Source organism: Actinomadura fibrosa (assembly GCF_900659615.1).
Lineage (GTDB): Bacteria > Actinomycetota > Actinomycetes > Streptosporangiales > Streptosporangiaceae > Spirillospora > Spirillospora fibrosa.
Genome location: NZ_CAACUY010000001.1, coordinates 134,219 through 157,053 on the forward strand (window position 1 = coordinate 134,219; position 22,835 = coordinate 157,053).

Here is a 22,835-nt window from a genome sequence, read left to right on the forward strand (position 1 = left end):
CGTCCGGGGGCCGGTCACTCGCCGCCGTCGCCGCTCTCGGCGCCGGCGTTCGGGTCGGGCTCGGCCACCGCGACGCGCGCGGGCCGCAGGACCCGCTCGCCGATGCGGTACCCGGGCTGGAGGACGTCGGCGACGCTCGTCTCCGCCACGTCGGACGAGTACGCGTGCATCAGCGCCTCGTGCACGGTCGGGTCGAAGGGCTCGCCCTTCTCGCCGAACCGCTCCAGTCCGAGCTTGCCGGTGACCGCCTCCAGCGCCTCCCCGACGGACTTGAAGCCGCCGGTCAGCTCGTCGTGGTCACGGGCCCTGCCGATGTCGTCGAGGACGGGGAGCAGCTCCATGAGCACCTGCCCGAGGGCCTGCTCGCGGACCGCGACCCGGTCCCGCTCGACGCGCTTGCGGTAGTTGTCGTACTCCGCCTTCAGCCGCTGGAGGTCGGCCAGGCGCTCGGCCAGCTGGGTCTTGAGCGAGGAGGTCTCCTCGTCCGCGCCCGCCGCGGCGCCCTCCTCCGGGGCCTCCGGGGCGGCGGCGGCCGGCGCCGCCGGCTCGCCGTTCTCCCGGACCTGCCCCGTCGCCGGATCGATGCGCCGCCTGTCGCGGATCACCGGGCCCTCCTGCTCCTCGCCCCCACCGGGAGAGGTCGTCACGAGGCATCACCCTTCGGCTTGTCCTCGTCCACGATCTCGGCGTCGACGACCTCGTCGTCCTGGCCGCCCTGCGCGTCGGCCGTCGGGCCGTGGTCCTCGGCGCCGGGCTGCGCGCCTTCGGGGTTCTGGGCGTACATCGCCGCGCCCATCTTCTGGCTGACCTGCGCGAGCTTCTCGGCGCTGGCCTTGATGGCGTCGACGTCGGTGCCCTCCAGGGCCTTCTTGACCTCGGCGACCGCGTCGCCCACCTCGGTCTTCAGCTCCGCGGGGACCTTCTCGTCGTTCTCCCGCAGGAACTTCTCGGTGGAGTACGCGAGGGTGTCGGCCTGGTTGCGGACCTCGGCCTCCTCCTTGCGCTTGCGGTCCTCCTCGGCGTACTGCTCGGCGTCGCGCATCATCTTCTCGATGTCCTCCTTGGGCAGCGCGCTGCCGCCCGTGATGACCATCGACTGCTCGCGACCGGTGCCCTGGTCCTTCGCGCTGACGTTGACGATGCCGTTGGCGTCGATGTCGAAGGTGACCTCGATCTGCGGGACGCCCCGCGGCGCCGGCGGCAGGCCGGTCAGCTGGAAGGTGCCGAGCTTCTTGTTGTACGCGGCGATCTCGCGCTCGCCCTGGTAGACCTGGATCTCCACGGACGGCTGGTTGTCGTCGGCGGTGGTGAACGTCTCCGACCGCTTGGTCGGGATCGTCGTGTTCCGCTCGATGATCTTGGTGAAGATGCCGCCCTTGGTCTCGATGCCGAGGCTCAGCGGGGTCACGTCCAGCAGCAGGACGTCCTTGACCTCGCCCTTGAGCACGCCGGCCTGGAGGCTGGCGCCGATCGCGACGACCTCGTCGGGGTTGACGCCCTTGTTGGGCTCCTTGCCGCCGGTCAGCTCCTTGACCAGCTCGGACACCGCGGGCATGCGGGTCGAGCCGCCGACCAGGACGACCTGGTCGATCTCGCCGACGGTGATGCCGGCGTCCTTCAGCACCGAGTTGAACGGCGCCTTGGTGCGGTCGAGGAGGTCGGAGGTCATCCGCTGGAACTCGGCGCGGGTGAGCTTCTCGTCCAGGTGCAGCGGGCCCTCCGCCGAGGCGGTGATGTAGGGCAGGTTGATCTGCGTCTCGGACGAGCCGGACAGCTCGATCTTCGCCTTCTCCGCGGCCTCGCGGAGCCGCTGGAGCGCCATCTTGTCCTTGGACAGGTCGACGCCGTTGGCGTTCTTGAACTTCTCGACCAGCCAGTCGACGACCTTGTTGTCCCAGTCGTCGCCGCCGAGGTGGTTGTCGCCGCTCGTGGCCTTCACCTCGACCACGCCGTCGCCCACCTCAAGCAGGGACACGTCGAAGGTGCCGCCGCCGAGGTCGAAGACGAGGATCGTGGCCTCGTTCTCCTTCTCCAGGTGGTAGGCCAGCGCCGCCGAGGTCGGCTCGTTGATGATGCGCAGGACGTTCAGGCCCGCGATCTGGCCGGCCTCCTTGGTGGCCTGCCGCTGGTGGTCGGAGAAGTACGCCGGCACGGTGATGACCGCGTCGGTGACCGTCTCACCGAGGTAGGACTCGGCGTCCCTCTTCAGCTTCTGCAGCACGAACGCGCTGATCTGCTGGGGGGTGAAGTCCTTGCCGTCGATGGTGGTCTTCCAGTCGGTGCCCATCTCGCGCTTGACCGAGCGGATCGTCCGGTCCACGTTGGTCACCGCCTGGCGCTTGGCGACCTCGCCCACCAGGACCTCGCCGTTCTTGGCGAAGGCGACGACGGACGGCGTGGTCCGCGACCCCTCCGCGTTGGCGATGACGGTGGGCTCGCCGCCCTCCAGGATCGCGACGACCGAGTTGGTCGTCCCGAGGTCGATGCCGACCGCACGTGCCATGTCTCTCGTCCTCCGTCGTGTGCGTTTATCTCGTTCCCGGTCGCGCCCCCCAGGGTGTGCGTCCGGACGGGTCCTCTGTTCGCAAGGGTGCCCGGCACGGATCTCGTTGTCAAATGACTTGAGCCGGCCGGACTCAACTTTGCTGATGCTCTTGCTAACAGGACGTCTGAGCCGTCTATTCCGGTTCCCGCCCGCCGCGGAAAATCCGTCCCGCCGGACTCCCGGGGGGAAGGCGATCACCCCCTTCGGACGATCACGAGTGATGCCCGCGACGAAGGGAACTCGATGACGCACAGACCCTGGAGCCGCGCCCTGCTGGGCGCGCTGCTCGCCGGCGGCGCCCTGGCGGTGCCGCCGACCGGTGCCGCCCACGCCGCCCCGGCGGGCGGATCCGGCGGCCTCCCGCCCGGCCGTTCCTGGACGGTCACCCTGCTGACCGGCGACGTCGTCCGGGTGCGGACGGTCCAGGGCCGCGCGCCGATGGTCGCGACGACCCCGGCGCCGGGCCGGGACCATCACCTCTTCCGCACGGTCGTCCGCCCGGACGGGCACGTGCTCGTGACGCCGGTGGACGTCGCGAAGCTCGTCGGGAGGGTCATCGACCCGGAGCTGTTCGACGTGACCGCGCTGATCGGGGAGGGCTACGACGACGCGCGAAGCACGGACCTGCCGCTGATCGTCCAGCGGGAGGGCGGTGTCCGCGCGAAGGCGGCGCTCGGCGGGTCGCTCCGCGAGGGCAGGGTCCTGCCGAGCATCTCCGCCGTCGCCGCCCGCCAGCCCAAGAAGGACGCCGGGCGGCTCGGCTCGGCCCTAGCCGGCATGGGCGGACCGTCCCTGAAGGCGACCGGCGGCATCAAGCACGTCTGGCTGGACGGCAGGGTGAAGGCGTCCACCGGACGGACCGCTCCGGGCCTCGGCGCGGCCGCCGCCGGGGATCTCGACCGCAACCTCGCGCAGATCGGCGCGCCGGCGGCGTGGAAGGCCGGATTCACCGGACGCGGCGCGAAGGTCGCCGTCCTGGACACGGGCGTGGACACCGGGCATCCCGATCTGAAGGGCCGGATCGCCGGCACCGAGAACTTCTCCGACTCCGCCGACACCGCCGACCGCGTCGGGCACGGCACGCACGTCGCCGCGACGATCGCGGGGACGGGCGCGGCGGCGGGCGGCGAGCGCAAGGGCGTGGCCCCGGACGCCGGCCTGCTGGTCGGCAAGGTGCTCGGGGACGACGGCTCGGGCAGCGAATCGCAGGTCATCGCGGGCATGGAGTGGGCCGCGCGGCAGGCCAAGGTCGTCAACATGAGCCTCGGCGGCGGGCCGACCGACGGCACCGACCCGATGTCGCAGGCCCTCGACCGGCTCAGCGACGGGTACGGCGCGCTGTTCGTCGTGGCCGCGGGCAACGACGGCTCCATCGGCTCCGTCGGCGCGCCGGGGACGGCGGACGCCGCGCTCACCGTCGGCGCGGTGGACGGCGCCGACCGGCTCGCCGGGTTCTCCAGCCGCGGCCCGCGCGCCGGGAGGTACGCGGCCAAGCCGGAGATCGTCGCGCCGGGCGTCGACATCGTGGCGGCCCGCGCCGAGGGCACCGCGATGGGCACCCCGCAGGACGCGCTCTACACGGCGGCGTCGGGCACCTCGATGGCAACCCCGCACGTCGCGGGCGCGGCGGCGCTGCTCGCCGCGAGGTACCCGGACCTCGCGCCCGCGCGGCTGAAGGCGGCGCTGACCTCGACGACCGGCCCCGCGTCCGGCGGCGACGCCTGGGAGCGCGGCACGGGACGGCTCGACGCGGCCACCGCCGTGACCGCGCCCGTGACCCCCGCGGAGGGCGTCATCGACCTCGGAACGGCCGCGTACCCGTCCTACGGCAGGCTGACCGCCAAGCTCGCGTGGGACGCGCGCTCGACCGCAACGCACCTGGATCTGAGCGTGCGTGTCACAGACCGGGACGGACGGGAGGCGGCCGGAGTCGCGACCCTGTCCGCGTCCCAGGTGGACGTCCCAGTGGGGGGTGGCGCGTCCGCGATCCTCGACATCGACGCCTCGAAGCTGTCTGGGAAGCCGGGGCTTTACACGGCGGAGGTCACGGCCAAGGGTGGCGGAGCGACCGTCCGGACCTTGGCGACGTTCTACGTTGAGCCGCGCACCCACACCCTCACGCTGGTCGCCAAGCCGCTGCCCGACACCGACCCCGCCGACTTCTCCGGATACGCGGAGATCGTCAACGTGTCCGACATCGCGCTGTACGCCGAATCCGTGGACGTCACCACGGACGGGACGTCCAAGTACCGCGTCCCCGAGGGCCGCTACAGCGTGCTGGGCACGCTCGACGACTTCGGAGGCGACGCGATCCGCTCGGTGGTCGCGGGCACGCCCGAGATTCTCGTCGACCGCGACCTGACGCTGACGATGGACGGCACGTCCGCCAAGCGGGTCAACGGAGGCGTCGAGGGGACGTCCACGACGGCGACCACGGCGAGCGTCTCCGCCGTCCGCGCGCTCAAGCAGGGCCTGTTCTCGGTCGGCATCTACTCCGACGACCCGGCGAGCGCTCCCGCCTACGCGCTGCCGATGGGGAAGGCGCAGACCGGGACGTTCCGCGCCTACGCCGCCCACCGGCTGACCGCGCCCGGGACCGTCTACGACATCATCCACTCCCTCGGCGACTCGATCCCCGCCGACCCGTCCTACGTCGTCGCCGGAGCCGAGAAGGCACGGCTGGCCCGCGTCGACCAGCGCTTTGCCGCCTTCGACGGCGACACCGGCAAGTCCGTCGGTGAGAAGCGCTACGGAACCTCGCCGGAGGGACTCCTCCTCGCGGGGCTGGACGCGTACAGCGAGGTACCGTCCGGCACCACGCGCACCGACTACCACTCGACCGGCAAGGGGATGCTCTGGTCGGACGAGGCGTTCCCGAGGGCCGTCGCGAACGGCCAGTGGGTCGACCAGGCCGGGTTCAGCGAGGTACCGGCCGGTAACCGCACCACGCAGACGTGGGGCCGCCAGCCGCTGCGTCCAGGACCGTACTCCGGCAGCGGAGTCGCCTTGAGCTTCTGCGCCCCGGCCCCGACCGCCCGCACGCGCGGCTCCCTGCGCGTCCAGCTCGTCGACCTCCAGACCCGGCCGGACGGCTTCGACTGCGGCGTGGACGGCATCACCGGACGGCTCGCGCTGTACTCCGGCGGCAAGAAGCTCGGTGAGAAGGCGGCGCCCTACGGGGACTTCACCATCCCGGCCGGTCCGGCGGCGTACCGGCTGACGTACGACAACGACGCGTCCGCGGTGCTGCCGGTGTCGGTCCGCACGTCCACCGCGTGGACGTTCCGCTCCGCGGCGCCGGACGGGCACGCGAGCGCCAACGTCCCGCTGCTGACCGTGGACTACGACCTCGGCCTCGACCTCCGCAACCAGCCGGCGGGCGCGCCCGCGACCTTCACCGTCGCCCGCGTCGCGGGCAGCGGCACGGCGAAGGTCACCGGCTTCCGCCTCTGGACGTCGGTGGACGACGGCGCGACGTGGCGAGCCGTCCGGGCGAAGGCGCTCGGCGGGGGCCGGTTCGGCGCTCCGCTTCCGGCGGCCGTCCAGGGGCAGGCCGTGTCGCTGCGCGTCGCCGCCACCGACGCCGGCGGCAGCGGCGTCGACCAGCGGATCATCCGCGCCTACCGCGTCAGGTGACCGTGCCGCCGGGCCGGGCGGACACGTCCGGACGGACAGGTTCGGAAGGACAGGTTCGGACGGACACCGCCCGGACTCGGCGGGACGCCCGGTAGGAAGGTGCACGGCGGTCCGCGGGCCGCCGGTCGCGCGGCGGCCGGAACGAAGATCGGCTTTTTCGGGCGGGAGGGGAAGGCGGCGCGGGGAGCGGACAACAACGGATAACCGCTGTCACGCCAACCATGTGTCGACCCACGACAGCCTCATCCGAAGGAGCCATCGATGGCCGCTCTTTCTGGGGGACGACCCCCGGTCTCCCGTGCCGCGCCGAGGGAGGTCCTGGCCTCGCCGGGGCCTCGCCCGGCCTCGTCCCCGGCGCCGTTCGGCGCCCCGGGGCGGCGGGACGCGGAGGTCATCGAGCGGTCGTGGCGGGAGCCCGAGCGGTTCGGGGAGATCTTCGACTCCTACTTCGCGGAGATCCACCGGTACGTGGCGCGCCGCGTCGACGCCCAGGTCGCCGACGACCTGGCCGCCGAGACGTTCGCGGTGGCCTTCCGGCGCCGCCGCCACTACGACCTGGCGCGCGGCAACGCGCGGCCGTGGCTGTACGGCATCGCCACGAACCTCGTCGGCCGGCACCGCCGCGACGAGCGCCGCAAGCTGCGCGCGCTCCAGCGCGTCGGCGCCGACGACCGGGCGGGCGGCCACGAGGACGCCGTCGCCGCCCGGGTCGCCGCGGAGGGGATCCGGGGACCGCTGGCCAAGGCGATCGCCGCGCTGCCCGCCGGGCAGCGCGACGTGCTGCTGCTCGTCGTCCTGGCCGACCTCGGCTACGACGAGGTCGCGGCGGCCCTGAACATCCCGTTCGGGACCGTCTCTTCCCGGCTCAACAGGGCTCGCAGAAAACTGCGCAGGGCGCTGGGCGGGACCAATCCGCTGCTGGACCAGGAGGGAACCACCCGATGAACGAGCTGACGTCCGTCCGCGAGCTGTACGGCGACCCGCCGCCGCCGACGGACCGGACCGTGGCCGCCGCCCGCGTCCGCATGACCCAGCCCCCGCCCCGCCGCCGCCCGCAGGTCCGCTTCAGCCGGTGGTCCAGGGTCGGGCTCGGGCTGGTGGCCGCCGGCGCCGCCGCCGCGGTCGCCGTCGCCGCCGCCGGATCCGGGACGTCCGGCCCCGCCGGGCCCTCGACGTCGGTCGACCTGGACCGGAGGGCCGTGCTGGAGGCGGCGGCCAAGGCCGAGGCCCTGCCGACGGGACGGTACTGGTACTCCGACGAGATCTCGGGGCAGTCGTACATCGTCCGGTCGAGGACCGGCGAGTACGCGATCACCGGCGCGCACAGCGAGATGTACCACTGGATCGGCGCCGAGGTGGGGACGGGGGAGGGCTACGCCAGCCGCGACCTGCCCGCGAAACCGCTGACGGCGGAGGACGAGGCCGCGTGGCGGCGCGCCGGGTCGCCGTCGTCCTTCCGCGTCTGGTCGAACGACCACTACTACACCTACCGGCGGACGGCCACGCCCTGGACGAAGGACAAGCCCGACGCCTCGGGCGGCGGCCGGTTCTTCCTGGTCGGGGGGCGGAAGATGACCACCGAGGAGGTCCGCCGCCTGCCGTCCGACCCGGCCACGCTCGCCCGGATGTTCTTCGGGCCGCCGCCCGAGAAGAAGGGGCTCACCGGCAAGGGCCGGAAGGCCGAGCAGCTCCGGGCCGCCGCGGTCTCGCCGCCGAGGTGGCCGTTCCGCGTCGTCGCCGCGCTCCTGCGGACGGCGCCGCTCGAACCGAAGGTGCGGGCCGGGCTGATGCGCGCCCTCGCGGCCCAGCCGGAGGTGCGGGCCCTCGGCAAGGCCACCGACCCGCTCGGCCGGACGGGTGTCGCGCTCGCCGTGGACGACATGTCGCCCACCGGGCGCGACGGCGAGTTCGGTGCGCCGAAGGAGGAGCAGGGCACGTTCAGCACCCGCTCGGAGCTGATCTTCGATCAGGCGACCGGGAAGCTGCTCGCCGAGCAGACCGTGCTGACCGCGCCGGGCGGCCCGTACCGTAACCGCAAGCCGGGCTTCGTCGTCTACTACTCGCTCATCCGGGACCTCGGCTGGACGGACGCCAAGCCCAAGCCCCCGGTCGAGCTGCCCTTCTAGAACCGCCCGGAACGTCCGGAACCGGTGGGAAACGGCTACCGCCGAGGTCGCTGTGGCTGGAGGTGTGGGATCGCTTTCCCGGGGCAGTAGTGACCCGCCTGTCCCTCCCGGACGGCCCCGTCAAGAGGCCCCTCGCCCCTCGCGGGCGGGGGGCCTCCGCGCTTCGAGACCGTCCAGGACGCAGCCGAGGCCGAACGCGAAGCGGCCCTCCAGCACGTCGCCCGTCTCCTTGGCCCAGACCTCCTCGATGTGGGCGGCGAGCTGCGGGCGGTCGGCGCGGATCCCGGCGAGGTAGGGGCCGAGCGCACCGATCCAGTCGGCCGCGCTCGCCCCGGTCTGGTTGACCTGCCAGCTCGCCTCGCTCCCGGCCGCGCCGATCACGTAGTCGACGACGAGGGACCAGGCGTACTCCAGGTCGAACCCGGTGAAGCCGCCGGCGCCGAACGCGACGAGCACCTCGTCCAGCACGCGGGTGGAGTTCGGGCCGAGCATCGGGCGGCTGCCGAACAGCGTGACCGTCCACGGATGCCGGTGGATCATCGCGCGGAGGCTGCGCGCGTACCCGGCCGCCGCCGCGCGCCAGCCGCCGTCCGCCGGGTCGGGGACGGCGACCTCGGCCATGACGCGGTCCATGGCGAGCTCCAGCAGCTCGTCCTTGTTCGCCACGTGCCAGTAGACGGAGGTGGCGCCGGAGTTGAGCCGGGTGCCGAGCCGCCGCATGCTCAGCCCGTCCAGGCCCTCGGCGTCGAGCAGCGCGAGCGCGGCGTCGACGATCTGGTCCCGGGTGAGCGTCGGCTGGTCGCGCCGCGCCCGGGCGGGCCTCGTCCACACCGAGGACGGCGCCGCCGCCTTCTTCGCGGTCATCCAAGCCTCCTGCCCCGCGGATTCTCGTACATGGTACCGGCACTTGAACGGTGTGCGAGTTGACTCGTACAGTGTGCGGGACAGCTCGTACACCGTTCGAGAAAGGTGCCCCCCATGTCCGACGGCCCGCCGCTCGCACCGCATCCGCGCCGCTGGCAGATCCTCGGCGTCCTCTGCCTCAGCCTCTTCGTGGTCGTGGTCGACAACACGGTCCTCAACGTGGCGATCCCGTCGCTGCTCAGGGACCTGGACGCCACCACGTCCGACGTGCAGTGGATGATCGACGCCTACTCGCTCGTCTTCGCCGGCCTGCTCATCGCGGCGGGCGGCCTCGGCGACCGGCACGGCCGCCGCCGCGCCATGCTCGCCGGCTTCGCGCTGTTCGGCGCGGGCTCGCTGCTCGCCGCCCTCGCCGCGGGCCCCGGCCAGATCGTCGCCATGCGCGCGCTCATGGGCGCCGGCGGCGCGCTCCTCATGCCGGGCACCCTGGCGATCATGGCCGAGGTGTTCGCCCCGGACGAGCGCGCCAAGGCGTTCGGGATCTGGGGCGCCACGTCCATGGTCGGCATCGCCGCGGGACCGACGCTGGGCGGCCTCCTGCTGGAGCACTTCTGGTGGGGCTCGGTCTTCCTCGTCAACGTGCCGGTCACGGTGGTCGCCGTGATCGGGCTGCTGGTCCTCGTCCCGGAGACGCGCGGACCCCGCCGCCGGACGGACGTGCCGGGCGCCGTCCTGTCCACGCTCGGCATGTCCGCGCTGGTCTGGGCGGTCATCTCCGGGCCCGAGCACGGCTGGACCGGGCTCCGCACCCTCGGCGGCCTCACCGTCGCCGTGGCGGCGCTCGCCGCGTTCGCCGCGTGGCAGCACCGCAGTCCCAGGCCGATGCTCGACCTCGCGCTGCTCCGCCGGCGCGGCTTCTCCGGCGCGGCGACCGTCATCGCGCTGTTCGGCTTCGCGCTCGCCGGGACGCTGTTCGCGCTCACCCAGATGTTCCAGCTCGTCCTCGGCTACGGGCCGCTGAAGGCGGGGCTCGCGCTGCTGCCCGTGGCCGTCTCCGCGGGGATCGGCAACGGCCTCGGCGCCGCGCTGGAGGCGCGGATCGGCGGCGGCCGCGCCATCGCCGCCGGATTCGCCATCGCGGCGGCCGGGTTCGCCGCCCTCGGCCTCGTCGGCCCGGGGGACGGCTTCCCGGCCATCGTCATCGGGCTCGTCCCGCTCGGATTCGGCGCGGGCCTCGGCGCCCCCGCCGCCTACAGCACGCTGATGGCCGCCGTCCCCCGCGAGGAGGCGGGCGTCGGCTCGGCCGTGAACGACGCGGGCCAGGAACTCGGCAGCGCCCTCGGCGTCGCCGTGCTCGGCAGCCTCATCTCCGCCGCGTACGCCCGAGCGCTCCCGGGCGGCGTCCCCGATCCGGCCCGCCACTCCCTCGGGGAGGCCCTGGCCGTGGGCGATCCCGGTCTCGCGCACGCCGCCCGCGACGCGTTCGTCCACGCGCTGTCGATCGGCTCGTTCACCGCCGGGGGCGTGATGCTGGCCGCCGCCGTCTTCGCGGCGCTGGTCCTCCGTGACCGCCGTCCCGCGCCCGGCACCCCCGTCCCGGACGGATCACGCCTTACCGCTTGATCGTGAAAGCGTTCCGGGGCAGCGGCGGAGTAGGGATGTGACGACCATTTCCCCGGAGGTACTCCATGCCGGACCCACAGCGAGGGGCCGCCGAGTGACCGCCCCACCCGATGTGGACGCGGCGGACCGCGTGCGCGACGACGACCGAGACGACGCCGCGCTGGTCGCCGCGTCCGTGCGCGACGCCGACCGCTTCACTGCCGTCTACGACCGGCACTTCGCCGGCGTCCACCGCTACGTCGCCGGACGGCTCGGACCGCAGGCGGCCGACGACGTCGTCGCGGAGACCTTCCTCTCCGCGTTCCGGCGCCGGGCCTCGTTCGACCCCGCGAAGGGCCAGGTGCGGCCCTGGCTGTTCGGGATCGCGACGAACCTCGTCGCGCAGCACCGCCGCGCCGAGACGCGCCGGTACCGGGCGCTGGCCCGCGTCGCGCCGGCCCCGGACGACGGCGGCCACGAGGACCGCGTCGCCGCCACGGTGACCGCCGAGCGGATGCAGCCGCGGCTCGCGAGCGCGCTCGCCGCGCTGTCCCGCAAGGACCGCGACGTCGTGCTGCTCGTGGCGCTCGCCCAGCTCACCCACGAGGAGGTCGCCGCCGTCCTCGGCATCCCGTACGGCACCGTCGGCTCCCGTCTCAGCCGGGCGCGCCGCAAGCTGCGCGCCGCCCTCTCCCAGGAAGGACACTGACCATGGACGAGCTCCAGATGATCGCCACGATGCTGGACGAGCCGCCGGCTCCCGAGTCGGAGGCGGCCGGCCGCCGCGCGCTGACCGAGGGGATCCGGAACCCGCGCCGGCCGCGCCGCGCGCCGGCCCGGCTGCGCTGGCCGGTGCTCGGGGGACTGGGCCTGGGCGCGGTCGCGGCGAGCGTCGCGGGCGCGGTGCTGCTGTCGTCCGGCACCGCCCCCCGAGCCCCCGGCGCGCCCCAGGCGGAGCCGATGTCGGCCCGGACGGTCCTGCTGTCCGCCGCCGGGAAGGCCGAGTCGGCACCGGCCTCGGGCAAGTACTGGCACGTCAAGACGGTCTTCGCCATCCCCACCAAGGTCGGGCCGAAGAAGAACCCGTACTGGATGGACTCCCAGCGGGTGGACGAGACCTGGGCCACGCGCGACGGGCGGTCCTGGACCGGGTTCCGCGAGGTGGGCGCGCGTCCCCACACGCCCGCGGACGCGTCCGCCTGGAAGCGCGACGGCTCCCCCACCAAGTGGAACCTCGGCCGGGCCGACACCACGCGGGGCGAGACGCTCGTCCTCAGCGTCGCCCCGAAACAGGGCGGGCTCATCGCCGCGAAGGGCGGGGACACGTTCTCGGTGTGCGAGCGCGCCCTCACCTTCAAGCAGGTGCAGGCCCTGCCGGCCGAGCCGGGAGCCCTCAAGGACCGGCTGGCCCAGTACCTGCGCACTTCGCCCGACGGTGCCCCCCAGAATGTCAGTGACGGCCTCGGGCAGTGCCTCGTCGGACTCCTGGCGGACGTCCCGGCGCCGCCCAAGGTGCGCGGCGCCGCCTACCGGGCACTGGCGGCGCTCCCCGCCGTGAAGGCCGCCGGGCGGACCACCGACGACCGCGGCCGTAAGGGCGTCGCGCTCGTGGTCACCGGCACCGGCCGGGCCCCGGTCGTCCGCCTCGTCGTCGATCCCGCGACGTCGCTGGTGCTGTCCAGGTCGGTCGAGCAGACCGGGAAGCTGGCGGCGATCAAGCAGAAGTCCGTCAAGACCACCTTCCTGGAGGCCGGCTGGACGGACGCCGGACCGCACGTCCCGTCCGTCCCGTAAGGCGGTCGGTGCGGACGCGACCGCCCCGGCCCGAAGCGGAGCCGGGGCGGTCGCGCGAGCGCGCACCGTCAGAGCAGGTCGGACGGGCTCGTCCCGGGTTCCGTGAGGGGGAGGCCGAGGGCGGCGCGCTCGGTCAGCCAGCCGCTCGGACGGTACCGGGGGTCGCCGGTGGCCTCGTGGAGGCCGCGCAGCACGTCCAGGACGAGCCGCCCGCCGACCTGGTCGCCCCACTCCAGCGGCCCGCGCGGGTAGCCGAGGCCGAGCCGCACCCCCGTGTCGATGTCGGCGGGCCGTGCGAGCCGCTGCTCGGCGATCCCGCAGGCGACGTTGACGATCGAGGCGAGCAGCCGCTGCGCCACGGACGCGTGCGCGTCCCGGACCACGCTCACGGACCGTCCGGTCGCGGCCAGGGTCGCGAGGGCGGCGCGGCCCGCCTCCTTGTCCACGCCCGGGTGCACGGCGAGGACGAGCCGGGTGAAGAACCCGCCGAGCGGATCGATGCCGAAGGTGCGGTCGGCGGGCAGCCCTTCGGCCGCGGCGAGGTCGACGACACTCCGCCCGTAGGGGGCCACAAGACAGATCGCCTCGCCGGACGGTCCGTCCCCCGACTCGACCTCCACATCCGCCTCTGTGAGCAGTGCCCCCAGCTGTTCCCGGACCCCCGCCTCCTGGTCGTGAACCCACACCGGACGAGGCGCGACGTCCGGAGCGGTGATCTCCGGGGGCTCCTGCTTGGCGCCGTCCACGTACGTGTAGAAGCCCTCACCCGTCTTACGGCCGAGCAGGCCCGCCTCCATCCGCGCCCGCGCGAGCCGGGACGGACGGAACCGCGGCTCGGTGTAGAAACCCGTCCAGATCGACTCCATCACCGGGTGCGACACGTCCAGCCCGGTCAGGTCGAGCAGCTCGCACGGCCCCATCTTCAACCCGAGGACGTCCCGCGCGATCCGGTCGACGTCCACGGGCTCGGCGACGCCTTCGGACAGGATCTGGAGCGCCTCCGTGACCAGCCCCCGTCCGGCGTGGTTGACGAGGAAGCCGGGGGCGTCCGGGGCGAGCACGGGCTCGTGGCCGAGGCGCCGCACGAGGTCCGCCAGCGCGTCCGGGATCCAGCCCGCCGTCCGCGCGCCCGGGATCACCTCGACCACCCGCATCAGCGGCACCGGGTTGAAGAAGTGCAGGCCCGCCAGCCGGGACGGGTCGGCCAGCCCCGCGCCGATCGCCGTCACCGGCAGCGAGCTCGTGTTGGTCGCGAGCACCGTGTGCTCCGGGACGACCTTCTCCAGCGCCGCGAACAGCTCGCGCTTCACCCCGAGGTCCTCCTGGACGGCCTCGATCACGAGGTCGCAGTCCTGGAACGGGGTCAGCGGCTCGCCGACCACCCGGAGCCGCTCCTTCGCCGCGGCGGCGTCCGCCAGCGACATCCGCCCCTTCCCGGTCAGCCTGTCGAACATCGCGCCGACGTGCTCGACCGCGCTCAGCACGGCCTCCAGCCGGATGTCGGCCAGCTCGACGGTCAGCCCGCCCGCCGCGGCGAGCTGCGCGATCCCGCGCCCCATCGCCCCGCTGCCGATCACCCGGACCGTCGCCACCCGCTCGGCCCACCGCTCCATCGCCGCCTCCTCGGTCGCCTGCCGTCCCGTGCATTCAATACTCCGCGGAGCGGAAGGGCGGCGGCGGCCCGCCCGCCCGCCGCGTCGTACGCTGCGAAGTGCCCCCTGCGTCCCCACCCGAGGAGCGACCATGCGCGACGTGGTGATCTGCGAGCCGCTGCGGACCCCCATCGGCCGGTTCGGCGGCATGTTCAAGGACGTCTCGCCGGTCGAGCTCGCCGCGACCGTCATCAGGGCCCTCGTGGAGCGCACCGGCCTGCCCGGCGACGCGATCGACGAGGTGATCCTCGGGAACTGCAACCCGAACGCCGACGCCCCCGCCATCGGCCGCGTCGCCGCGCTGGACGCCGGACTCCCCGTCGAGGTCGGCGGCAGCCAGGTGGACCGGCGCTGCGGCTCGGGCCTCCAGGCCGTCCTGGACGCCGCCATGCAGATCCAGACCGGCGTCAGCGACCTGGTCATCGCGGGCGGCACGGAGAGCATGAGCCGCGCGCCGTTCTACACGACCGAGGCGCGCTGGGGGATCCGCGGCCCCGGCCTCGAACTGAAGGACGCGCTCGCCCAGGGCCGCGTCACCGCCGGCGGCGTCAACCACCCCGTCCCCGGCGGGATGCTGGAGACCGCCGAGAACCTGCGCCGCGAGTACGGCATCCCCCGCGAGGAGCAGGACGAGGTCGCCGTCCGCTCGCATCGGCGGGCCGTCGCCGCGCAGCGCTCCGGGGCGTTCGCGGAGGAGATCGTCCCCGTGACCGTCCGGGGCCGCAAGGGCGACACCGTCTTCGACACCGACGAGCACCCGCGCCCCGACACGTCCCTGGAGGGGCTCGCGAAGCTCCGTCCCGTCCTCGGCAAAAGCGACGACCAGGCCACCGTCACCGCGGGCAACGCCAGCGGCCAGAACGACGCCGCCGCCGCGTGCGTCGTGACCACCCCCGAGCGCGCCGCCGAGCTGGGACTGCGCCCCCTCGTCCGCCTCGTGTCGTGGGGACGCGCCGGCGTGCCGCCGCGGACGATGGGCATCGGTCCCGTCCCGGCGACCGCGAAGGCCCTCGACGCCGCCGGGCTGACCCTCGCCGACATGGACCTGATCGAGCTGAACGAGGCGTTCGCCGCGCAGGTCCTCGCCGTCACCCGCGAGTGGGGCCTCAAGGACGCCGACTGGGACCGCGTCAACGTCAACGGCTCCGGCATCTCCCTCGGCCACCCGGTCGGCGCGACCGGCGCGCGGATCCTCGCCACCCTCGCCCGCGAGATGGGACGCCGCGAGGCCCGCTACGGCCTGGAGACGATGTGCATCGGCGGCGGCCAAGGCCTCGCCGCCATCTTCGAACGCGTCGCCTGACCCTCCCGCGGCGGCGCTCGACCGCGACTGCCCGGCGGTGCCCGGACGTCCGCGACGGGCGCCGCCGGGAGACGTCAGAACATCCCGCGATGCCGTCCCCGATAACGCGGCGGCCGCCGCCGCTCCACCGCGACCACGGTGACGACCGCCGTCAGCATCGCTCCGCCGAACGACACGACGGAGACGACCCCGATCACCGCGCCACCTCCGGCCCGGTGGTGAGCAGCGCCCGGACCACCATCGCCGCGTCCGCGACCCGTTCCGCTTCGGCGACGGGCTGCCGCCACGACGTGAAGAACCACGCCCGCCCGCCGTCGTCCTCCCGCTCCCGGACGCTGACGACATCCGCCGGATGCGGCCCGCAGCACCCGGCGCCCTGCGGGTTCACGACGCGCAGCCCGTCCTCCGTCATGGACGCGTGCAACCCGTACACCCGCAGAACAACCCCCAGCGCCTCCAGCCGGGCCCTACAGTCGGGACTCATGGATCTGGCCTCTCTCGAAGGTCGGCTCCAAGGCCCCGGCACGGTGGTGACGCACCGTGCCGGGGCCGTTCTGAAGGCTCCACGCTAGGGCAAGTGTCTTGGGGTGTCTTGGGATTCTGCAAGATTCTTGGCAGTACCTGAGGGTGCTTAAAGTGTCACCATGACCGAGTTGGACGGGATCGAGCCGCTGTACGAGCAGATCGCGGACATCCTCACGGCGCGGATCAGCGACGGGACGTATCCCCTGCGGTCGCGCATCCCGTCCGTCGTGTCCATCGCCGAGGAGTTCGAGGTCGGCAAGTCCACGGCGGAGGCGGCGATGCGGCTGCTTCGCGAGCGCGGTCTCACGCGCGCCACGCACGGACGAGGCACGTTCGTGATCGCTAAGCCGTCCGACACCTGACGTCCGATGGAAGTGGGCGGCTTTTCGGGCACCTGACACGGTGGGCGGGCGCGTTCATAATGATCGCGTGCTCGCCCTCCGGTACGGCTACGCCGTGACGCCCGTGCCCGCCGCGCAGGTGGCGCCCTGGGCCGCCGCCGACCTCCCGTCGTCCCGCTGGATGCCCATTCCGCCGGCGCTCCTGTTCGCCGCCGTCCCGCCGGCGCTCGCGCTCGTCGTGCTCGGCTGGGCCTGGGCCGTGGGCGGCGCTGGAGGCAGCGCCTTCCTCGCCATCGTCGCGTACGTGGGACCGGTGGCCCTGCTCATCTGCGTCTTCATCCTCTTGGGGTCGGCGCTGGCGAACCAGCGGCTCGTCCGCCAGATGCGGGAGCTGATCGAGCGGGAGCCGTGGCAGGCGTGGCCGTGCCGGGTCGAGCGCACGGGCGAGGAGGGCCAGGCGCGCCGCGTCGATGTCCGCGTGTCGCTGCTGGCCCCCGACCACAGCGTGGCCGCGCGGCACGACGCCCGGTTCCGGCCCGAGACGTGGCGGGCCATGACGGACGGCTACGGCGTCCTGCTGTTCGCCGGGGACGTGCGGTTCAACGGCGTCATCGCCGACCCGCGGACCCGGACCGCCCACCTGACCCACCCCGTCACCAAGGAGGAGGCGGGCGGGGATCGCGGCAACTCGGTCATCGAGGACGAGCTGACCCGCCAGGCGATCGGCTGGATGTTCTCGCAGTGAGCGGCCTCGGCTCGCGGTGGCCGAGGGTCAGGGGGCCGGCGGGGTCCAGGACGGGTCGCGGCCGGTGAGGGCGATCATGCGGTCGAGCGGCGTGGCGTCGTCCGGGACGGTGACGGTGGGGCCGAACAGGCCCGGGGTCCCGGCGCCGTCGTTCTCCCGCACCGCGGGTTCGACGAAGGCCAGGCAGGCCGCTATCTCGTCCGGGTCGCAGGCGTAGGGCTGCCCGATGGCCCGCGCGACGTCCCAGCCGTGGACGACGACCTCGTTCAGCGCGACCCTGCCCGCGACCTCGCCGGGCAGCTGGACGCCGCCGGCCTCGGTCATGCCCGTCCAGGCGTCCGGGGACCGCCAGGCGGCCCCGAGCGCGTCGAGCCGCTCCGGGACGCGGGCGCGCCAGTCGGGTTCCAGCCGGGAGGCGTCGCCGGACGGGCCGGTCGAGCCCATGCCGTCCGGCCATTTCTTGGACGCCGCCCACGTGAACGCCTGCGCCAGCCCGTTGACGTGGTCGATGAGGTCGCCGAGCGTGTAGTTCTCGCAGGGGGTGGGGGCGCCGAGGTCGGAGTCGCGCACGCGGGCGAGCAGCGCGCCGAGCCGGCGGGTGGCGGGGGCGAGGTCGGGATTCGTGGCCATGGTGCTCCTTCGCCGTTCGGAAAGGGTCCTCGCCGTTGCAGACTCGTTGATCGCCCGATACTCATCGGTGCCATGAATCACCGAGGTTGGGGAATGACGCGACCTGCGCGTGTGACCGCATAAGCTACTGCCGAGTAGTATTCGGGACCCGGATGAAGTGCAGTCCGTCGCGAGCCCTACGCTGACTGCCATCGCCCGTACCCCAGGAGGACGGAACAGTGTTCTGGATCACGTTGGTCATCGGGCTCGCCGGAACGGCGGTCGCCTTGGCGCTCGCCGGACGGCGGGTGATGTTCCTCTACACGATCGCCAAGAGCGGCCAACCCGACCCCGAGCGGGTGCTCCAGGTCAAGCGCGACAAGAAGGGCGACGTCGAGGGCCAGGTGACCGAGGTCCTCGGCCAGCGCAAGCTGCTGAAGTGGTCGGTCGCCGGCGCGGCGCACGCGGCCGTCATGTGGGCGTTCTTCCTGCTGATCACCGTCTACCTTGAGGCGGCCGTCGCGCTGCTGTTCGGGCTGGACAAGCACATCCCCGGGCTCCAGACCTGGGGTCCGATCGGCTTCGTCCAGGACACCATCGCGCTCGCCTGCGCCATCGGCCTCGCGACCTTCACCGCGATCCGCGTGAAGAACTCGCCCAAGCGCATCGGCCGCAAGTCCCGGTTCAAGGGCTCGCACCTGTCCGGCGCCTGGATCACGCTCTTCATGATCTTCAACGTGATCTGGACGATGTTCTTCTTCCGGGGCGTCGAGTGGGCCAACGGCAACCTCGCCTACGGCAAGGGCGCCTACTTCTCCTACGCGGTCGGCCACCTGTTCGACGGGCTGAGCCACCACACGCTGGACGTGCTTGAGTCCATCGGCCTGCTGCTCCACATCGCGGTCGCGCTGATCTTCCTGGTCTTCGTCGTCCACTCCAAGCACCTGCACATCTTCCTGGCCCCGCTGAACGTCATGTTCAAGCGCCGCCCGGACGGCCTCGGCCCGGCCCAGCCGATGATGTCGGGCGGCAAGCCGCTCGACTTCGAGGAGGCCGACCCCGACGAGGACGTGTTCGGCCGCGGCAAGATCGAGGACTTCACCTGGAAGGGCTTCCTCGACATGGCGACCTGCACCGAGTGCGGTCGCTGCCAGTCGCAGTGCCCCGCCTGGAACACCGGCAAGCCGCTGTCGCCGAAGATGGTCATCCTGGAGCTGCGCGACCACGCCCTGGCGAAGGCGCCCTACTTCACCGCGTCCGAAGAGGCCCGCGAGAAGTTCACCGACGAGCAGAAGCTCGCCATGCAGGTGGACAAGGAGCTCGTCGCCGAGGACGGCGTCATCCACCCGGACGTCCTGTGGTCCTGCACCAACTGCGGCGCCTGCGTCGAGCAGTGCCCGGTCGACATCGAGCACATCGACCACATCCTGGACATGCGCCGCTTCCAGGTCATGATCGAGTCCTCGTTCCCGTCCGAGGCCGGCGTCATGCTGAAGAACCTGGAGAACAAGGGCAACCCGTGGGGCATGTCCGAGATGAAGCGCCTCGAATGGATCGAGGAGCTGGACTTCGAGGTCGAGGTCGTCGACGACAAGCTGCCCGAGGACACCGAGTACCTGTTCTGGGTCGGCTGCGCCGGCGCCCTGGAGGACCGCGCCAAGAAGACCACCAAGGCCGTCGCCGAGCTGCTGCACATCGCGGGCGTCAAGTTCGCCGTGCTCGGCCCGATGGAGGCCTGCACCGGTGACCCGGCCCGCCGCCTGGGCATGGAGTTCGTCTTCCAGATGCTCGGCCAGCAGAACGTCGAGACGCTGAACGACGCGGGCGCCAAGAAGATCGTCGCGACGTGCCCGCACTGCTTCAACACCCTGGCCAACGAGTACCCGCAGATCGGCGGGAACTACGAGGTCGTCCACCACACCCAGCTGCTCGCGCACCTGGTCGAGGAGGGCAGGCTCACCCCGGTCGCGCCGATCGAGGAGAACATCACCTACCACGACCCCTGCTTCCTCGGCCGCCACAACAAGGTCTACAAGCAGCCGCGCGACATCATGGCTACCGTCCCCGGCGTCAAGACGCAGGAGATGCACCGCCACAAGGACCGCGGCTTCTGCTGCGGCGCCGGCGGCGCGCGGATGTGGATGGAAGAGCGCATCGGCAAGCGCATCAACACCGAGCGCGTCGACGAGGCGCTGGAGACCAACCCCGACACCGTCTCCACCGCCTGCCCGTTCTGCCTGGTCATGCTGGGCGACGCCATCAACGAGAAGAAGAACTCGGGCGACGCCAAGGAGTCCCTGGAGGTCGTGGACGTCTCCCAGCTCCTGATCCGCTCGATCAAGGGCGAGGGCAGCGCACCGGCGAAGGAGCCGGTCGCCGCCGAGTAGTCCCGGCCTGCGCACGGCCCCGGTCCCAGGAAGGGACCGGGGCCGTTCGCGTCCGGCGGTCAAGCGATCCAGGCCCGATCATGGCGCGTGCGGGGGCTTGCCGTCCGACCGGCCTGGTAGGACCGGGGGATGGCCGTGCTCGTGTCCGTCATCGCGTTCCTGACGACGCTGGCCGGCGGCCTCGCCGCGATGCGGGTGCGCGACCACCGGCACCTCGTCCTCGGCCTCGCCGGCGGCCTCATGCTCGGCGTCGTCGCGTTCGACCTGATCCCCGAGTCGCTGGAGATGTCCGGCCGCGGATCGTTCGGCGTCCCCCTCCCCATGATCGGGTTCGCGTGCGGCTTCGTCCTGCTGCACGTCGTCGAGCAGGCGGTCGCGATCCACCGCGCGCACGAGGGGGAGTACGCGCCGCACGTCCACGCCCACGGCCCCGGCGCCGGCGCGCCCATCGCCGCCCCCGCCGGACGCGTCGGCGTCCTCGCCGCCTGCGCCCTCATCGGGCACAGCCTGGTCGACGGCCTCAGCATCGGCCTCGGCTTCCAGTCCGGGACGGGCGTCGGCGCCTTCGTCGCGCTGGCCGTCATCACCCACGACTTCGCGGACGGCTTCAACACCTTCACCGCCGCGTCCCTGGACGGCGGCGACCGGCGCCGCTCCGCCCTGCTGCTCCTCCTCGCCGACGCCGCCGCCCCCATCGCCGGCGCCGCGCTGACGCTGCTCGTCACCGTCCCGGAGTCCGTCCTCGGGCCCTACCTGGGCCTCTTCGCGGGCGTCCTGCTCTACCTCGCCGCCGCCGAGATCCTCCCCGAGGCCCACAGCGTCCATCCGCGCGTCATGACGCTCTGCGCCACTGGCCTCGGGCTGGTCGCGGTCGGCCTCAGCGTCGCCTACGCGGGATAGGCGAAGGGCCGCCCGGTGACATACCGGACGGCCCTTCGGAACGTTCCCAAATCAGCCCGTCATCGACTGCGCGAACGTCGGGTTCGCCTTCAGCCACTCGGCGACCGCCTGGTCCGGCTGGCCCTTGTACTTGTTCTCGATCAGGTCCTCCAGCGACCCGAGCTGCTTGTCGTCCATCCGGAACTTCTTCAGCCAGCCCGCCACCTCGGGCTGGTCCTTGGAGAAGTCCTTGCGGGCGACGGTGTTGATGCCGTCCGGCTGCCCCATCGCGCCCTTCGGGTCCTGGAGGTCCCGGATGGGGAACTTGGTGTACGCCCAGTGCGGGCGCCACAGCGTCACCACGATGTCCTTCTTGGCGTCGGTCGCCTTCTTCAGCTCCGTCAGCATGGCCGCCGTGGACGACGTCGTCACCGCGTACTCGTCCTTGAGCCCGTACGCCGGGAGCATCTTCTCCTGCGACACCCGGTACAGGCCCGAGCTCTTCTCGATACCGACGATCTTGCCGCCGTACGCGCCGCCCTTGCCCTTGAGATCGGCGATCGACTGGAGCGGCGAGTAGGTCGGCACCGCGATCGTCAGCGGCGCCTTGTCGTACCAGACGCCGACCTTCTCCAGCTTCTTGCCGTACTGCTTCCAGTAGTCCTCGTGGGTCCCCGGCAGCCAGGAGTCGATGAAGAGGTCCACGTCCCCCTTGGCCATGCCCGTGTACAGCGGTCCGGTGTCGAGGTTCTTGACGTCGACCTGGTAGCCCTTGTCGGTGAGGAGCTTCTTCCAGAGCGCCGTCGCGGCCTCCCCTTCGGCCCACCCGGAGACCACGCCGATGGTGAGCTTCTTCCCGTCCTTCTTGGAATCGGAATTGCACCCCGCCGCGCTCAGCCCGAGCGCCAGCGTCACCGCCGCGACCGTCAGACCTTTGAACCTGAACCGCATACCCGTCCTTTCGTCGACCTACAGGGAAATGAAGAGATCAAGACTTGCCGGCCGTGGCGCGCGACATCTGCGTGCGGTCGCCCAGCGCCCCGGTGATCCGGTCGAGGAAGATGGCCAGGACGACGACCGCGAGGCCGCCCTCGAAGCCCTTCGCGACGTCCACCCGGTTGATGCCCTCCAGCACCTCGCCGCCGAGCCCGCCCGCGCCGACCATGCCCGCGATCACCACCATCGACAGCGACAGCATGATCAGCTGGTTGACGCCCGCCATGATCGACGGCATGGCGAGGGGGATCTGGATCCGCGTCAGGATCCGGTTCGGCGGCGTCCCGAACGCCTCGCCCGCCTCGACCATCTCCGGGTCCACGCCGCGGATGCCGAGCTCGGTCAGCCGCACCCCCGGCGGCAGCGAGAAGATCACCGTCGCGACCACGCCCGGCACCACGCCGATGCTGAAGAAGAAGATCGCCGGAATCAGGTAGACGAACGCCGGCATCGTCTGCATCAGGTCCAGCACCGGCCGCACGACCCGGCTGACCGCCTCGTTCCGCGCCGCCGCGATGCCCACCGGAATCGAGATGGCCACCGACACGACCGCCGACACGATCACCAGCGCCAGCGAGTCCATCGCCGGCTCCCACAGCTCCATGCTCTCGATCAATCCGAACCCGAGCAGCGTGAACAGCCCCAGCTTCCAGCCCCGCAGGAACAGCGCCAGCACCGCCAGCACCACCGTCAGCGCCAGCGGCGGGAGGAACGTCAGCACGTCCGTCAGCCCCTCGACGGTCGACTCGATCACCGAGCCGATCCCGTCGAACAGCCACCCGAGATTGTCCGTGCACCAGGTCACGAGGCTGTCGAACCACTCGCCCACCG

The 22,835-nt window shown here is 72.6% G+C and carries 19 protein-coding genes and 1 pseudogene; 11 read left to right on the forward strand and 9 right to left on the reverse strand.

What is annotated here, in order from left to right; all coding sequences use genetic code 11:
* Window positions 1-14: 14 nt before the first annotated feature.
* Both grpE and dnaK read right to left on the reverse strand, forming a co-directional pair.
* The gene (grpE, locus tag E1300_RS00595; RefSeq protein ID WP_131754847.1) at window positions 15-647 is read right to left on the reverse strand and encodes a nucleotide exchange factor GrpE; all 633 of its coding nucleotides are present in this window, start codon (window positions 645-647) and stop codon (window positions 15-17) included.
* On the reverse strand, window positions 644-2,503 hold the full coding sequence (gene dnaK, locus E1300_RS00600; protein WP_131754848.1) for a molecular chaperone DnaK: 1,860 nt from the start codon (window positions 2,501-2,503) through the stop codon (window positions 644-646). The genes grpE and dnaK overlap by 4 nt, the downstream gene beginning before the upstream one ends.
* Before the next feature lie 285 nt (window positions 2,504-2,788).
* Between dnaK and E1300_RS00605 the strand changes: the two genes are divergently transcribed.
* The 3 genes from E1300_RS00605 (at window position 2,789) to E1300_RS00615 (ending at window position 8,307) form a co-directional block, all read left to right on the forward strand.
* Window positions 2,789-6,181, forward strand: a complete 3,393-nt coding sequence (locus tag E1300_RS00605) for a S8 family serine peptidase (protein WP_131754849.1) — start codon at window positions 2,789-2,791, stop codon at window positions 6,179-6,181.
* 261 nt (window positions 6,182-6,442) lie between these two features.
* Entirely contained in the window at window positions 6,443-7,126 is a 684-nt protein-coding gene (locus tag E1300_RS00610; RefSeq protein WP_131754850.1) for an RNA polymerase sigma factor, read from the forward strand.
* Window positions 7,123-8,307 carry a CU044_5270 family protein gene (locus E1300_RS00615; protein WP_131754851.1) on the forward strand — a complete coding sequence of 395 codons (1,185 nt, stop codon included), beginning with the start codon at window positions 7,123-7,125 and terminating at the stop codon, window positions 8,305-8,307. The genes E1300_RS00610 and E1300_RS00615 overlap by 4 nt, the downstream gene beginning before the upstream one ends.
* A gap of 120 nt (window positions 8,308-8,427) precedes the next feature.
* On the opposite strand, the gene E1300_RS00620 is transcribed toward E1300_RS00615, so the two are convergent.
* Entirely contained in the window at window positions 8,428-9,171 is a 744-nt protein-coding gene (locus tag E1300_RS00620) for a TetR/AcrR family transcriptional regulator (RefSeq protein WP_131754852.1), read from the reverse strand.
* A 114-nt stretch (window positions 9,172-9,285) separates the two neighbouring features.
* Here E1300_RS00620 and E1300_RS00625 point away from each other — a divergent pair, with 114 nt between their 5' ends.
* The 3 genes from E1300_RS00625 (at window position 9,286) to E1300_RS49730 (ending at window position 12,567) form a co-directional block, all read left to right on the forward strand.
* A complete protein-coding gene (locus tag E1300_RS00625) occupies window positions 9,286-10,794 on the forward strand; it encodes an MFS transporter (protein ID WP_131754853.1) in 1,509 nt (502 codons plus the stop codon).
* Between the two features lie 94 nt (window positions 10,795-10,888).
* Window positions 10,889-11,482 carry an RNA polymerase sigma factor gene (locus E1300_RS00630; protein ID WP_242618863.1) on the forward strand — a complete coding sequence of 198 codons (594 nt, stop codon included), beginning with the start codon at window positions 10,889-10,891 and terminating at the stop codon, window positions 11,480-11,482.
* A 2-nt stretch (window positions 11,483-11,484) separates the two neighbouring features.
* On the forward strand, window positions 11,485-12,567 hold the full coding sequence (locus E1300_RS49730; RefSeq protein ID WP_165502614.1) for a CU044_5270 family protein: 1,083 nt from the start codon (window positions 11,485-11,487) through the stop codon (window positions 12,565-12,567).
* Between the two features lie 68 nt (window positions 12,568-12,635).
* Here E1300_RS49730 and E1300_RS00640 read toward each other — a convergent pair whose 3' ends face one another.
* Complete coding sequence (locus tag E1300_RS00640; protein WP_131754854.1) at window positions 12,636-14,180, reverse strand: 3-hydroxyacyl-CoA dehydrogenase; 1,545 nt, start codon at window positions 14,178-14,180, stop codon at window positions 12,636-12,638.
* A 130-nt stretch (window positions 14,181-14,310) separates the two neighbouring features.
* Here E1300_RS00640 and E1300_RS00645 point away from each other — a divergent pair, with 130 nt between their 5' ends.
* Entirely contained in the window at window positions 14,311-15,522 is a 1,212-nt protein-coding gene (locus E1300_RS00645) for an acetyl-CoA C-acetyltransferase (protein WP_131754855.1), read from the forward strand.
* Window positions 15,523-15,596: 74 nt separating this feature from the next.
* Here the strand turns inward: E1300_RS00645 and E1300_RS53270 are convergent, their stop codons facing one another.
* A complete protein-coding gene (locus E1300_RS53270; RefSeq protein ID WP_278045331.1) occupies window positions 15,597-15,719 on the reverse strand; it encodes a hypothetical protein in 123 nt (40 codons plus the stop codon).
* Window positions 15,716-16,006, reverse strand: a complete 291-nt coding sequence (locus tag E1300_RS00650) for a hypothetical protein (RefSeq protein WP_131754856.1) — start codon at window positions 16,004-16,006, stop codon at window positions 15,716-15,718. Before E1300_RS00650 ends, E1300_RS53270 begins: the two co-directional genes overlap by 4 nt.
* A 160-nt stretch (window positions 16,007-16,166) precedes the next feature.
* Between E1300_RS00650 and E1300_RS00655 the strand changes: the two genes are divergently transcribed.
* Together E1300_RS00655 and E1300_RS00660 are read left to right on the forward strand one after the other, a co-directional pair.
* Entirely contained in the window at window positions 16,167-16,409 is a 243-nt protein-coding gene (locus E1300_RS00655) for a winged helix-turn-helix domain-containing protein (protein WP_131754857.1), read from the forward strand.
* Between the two features lie 67 nt (window positions 16,410-16,476).
* Entirely contained in the window at window positions 16,477-17,133 is a 657-nt protein-coding gene (locus E1300_RS00660; protein ID WP_131754858.1) for a hypothetical protein, read from the forward strand.
* A 27-nt stretch (window positions 17,134-17,160) separates the two neighbouring features.
* On the opposite strand, the gene E1300_RS00665 is transcribed toward E1300_RS00660, so the two are convergent.
* Window positions 17,161-17,763 (reverse strand): TIGR03086 family metal-binding protein, encoded by a 603-nt coding sequence (locus E1300_RS00665; protein ID WP_131754859.1) that lies wholly within the window; start codon window positions 17,761-17,763, stop codon window positions 17,161-17,163.
* 218 nt (window positions 17,764-17,981) lie between these two features.
* On the opposite strand from E1300_RS00665, the gene E1300_RS00670 reads away from it, so the two are divergent.
* Window positions 17,982-20,129 (forward strand): (Fe-S)-binding protein, encoded by a 2,148-nt coding sequence (locus tag E1300_RS00670; RefSeq protein WP_242618864.1) that lies wholly within the window; start codon window positions 17,982-17,984, stop codon window positions 20,127-20,129.
* A 129-nt stretch (window positions 20,130-20,258) separates the two neighbouring features.
* A complete protein-coding gene (locus E1300_RS00675; protein WP_131754860.1) occupies window positions 20,259-21,029 on the forward strand; it encodes a ZIP family metal transporter in 771 nt (256 codons plus the stop codon).
* A 51-nt stretch (window positions 21,030-21,080) separates the two neighbouring features.
* Here the strand turns inward: E1300_RS00675 and E1300_RS00680 are convergent, their stop codons facing one another.
* Window positions 21,081-21,959 carry a glycine betaine ABC transporter substrate-binding protein gene (locus E1300_RS00680; protein ID WP_131754861.1) on the reverse strand — a complete coding sequence of 293 codons (879 nt, stop codon included), beginning with the start codon at window positions 21,957-21,959 and terminating at the stop codon, window positions 21,081-21,083.
* Between the two features lie 37 nt (window positions 21,960-21,996).
* Window positions 21,997-22,788, reverse strand: a pseudogene (locus E1300_RS00685) (ABC transporter permease); the annotation flags it as partial.
* Between the last annotated feature and the right edge of the window lie 47 nt (window positions 22,789-22,835).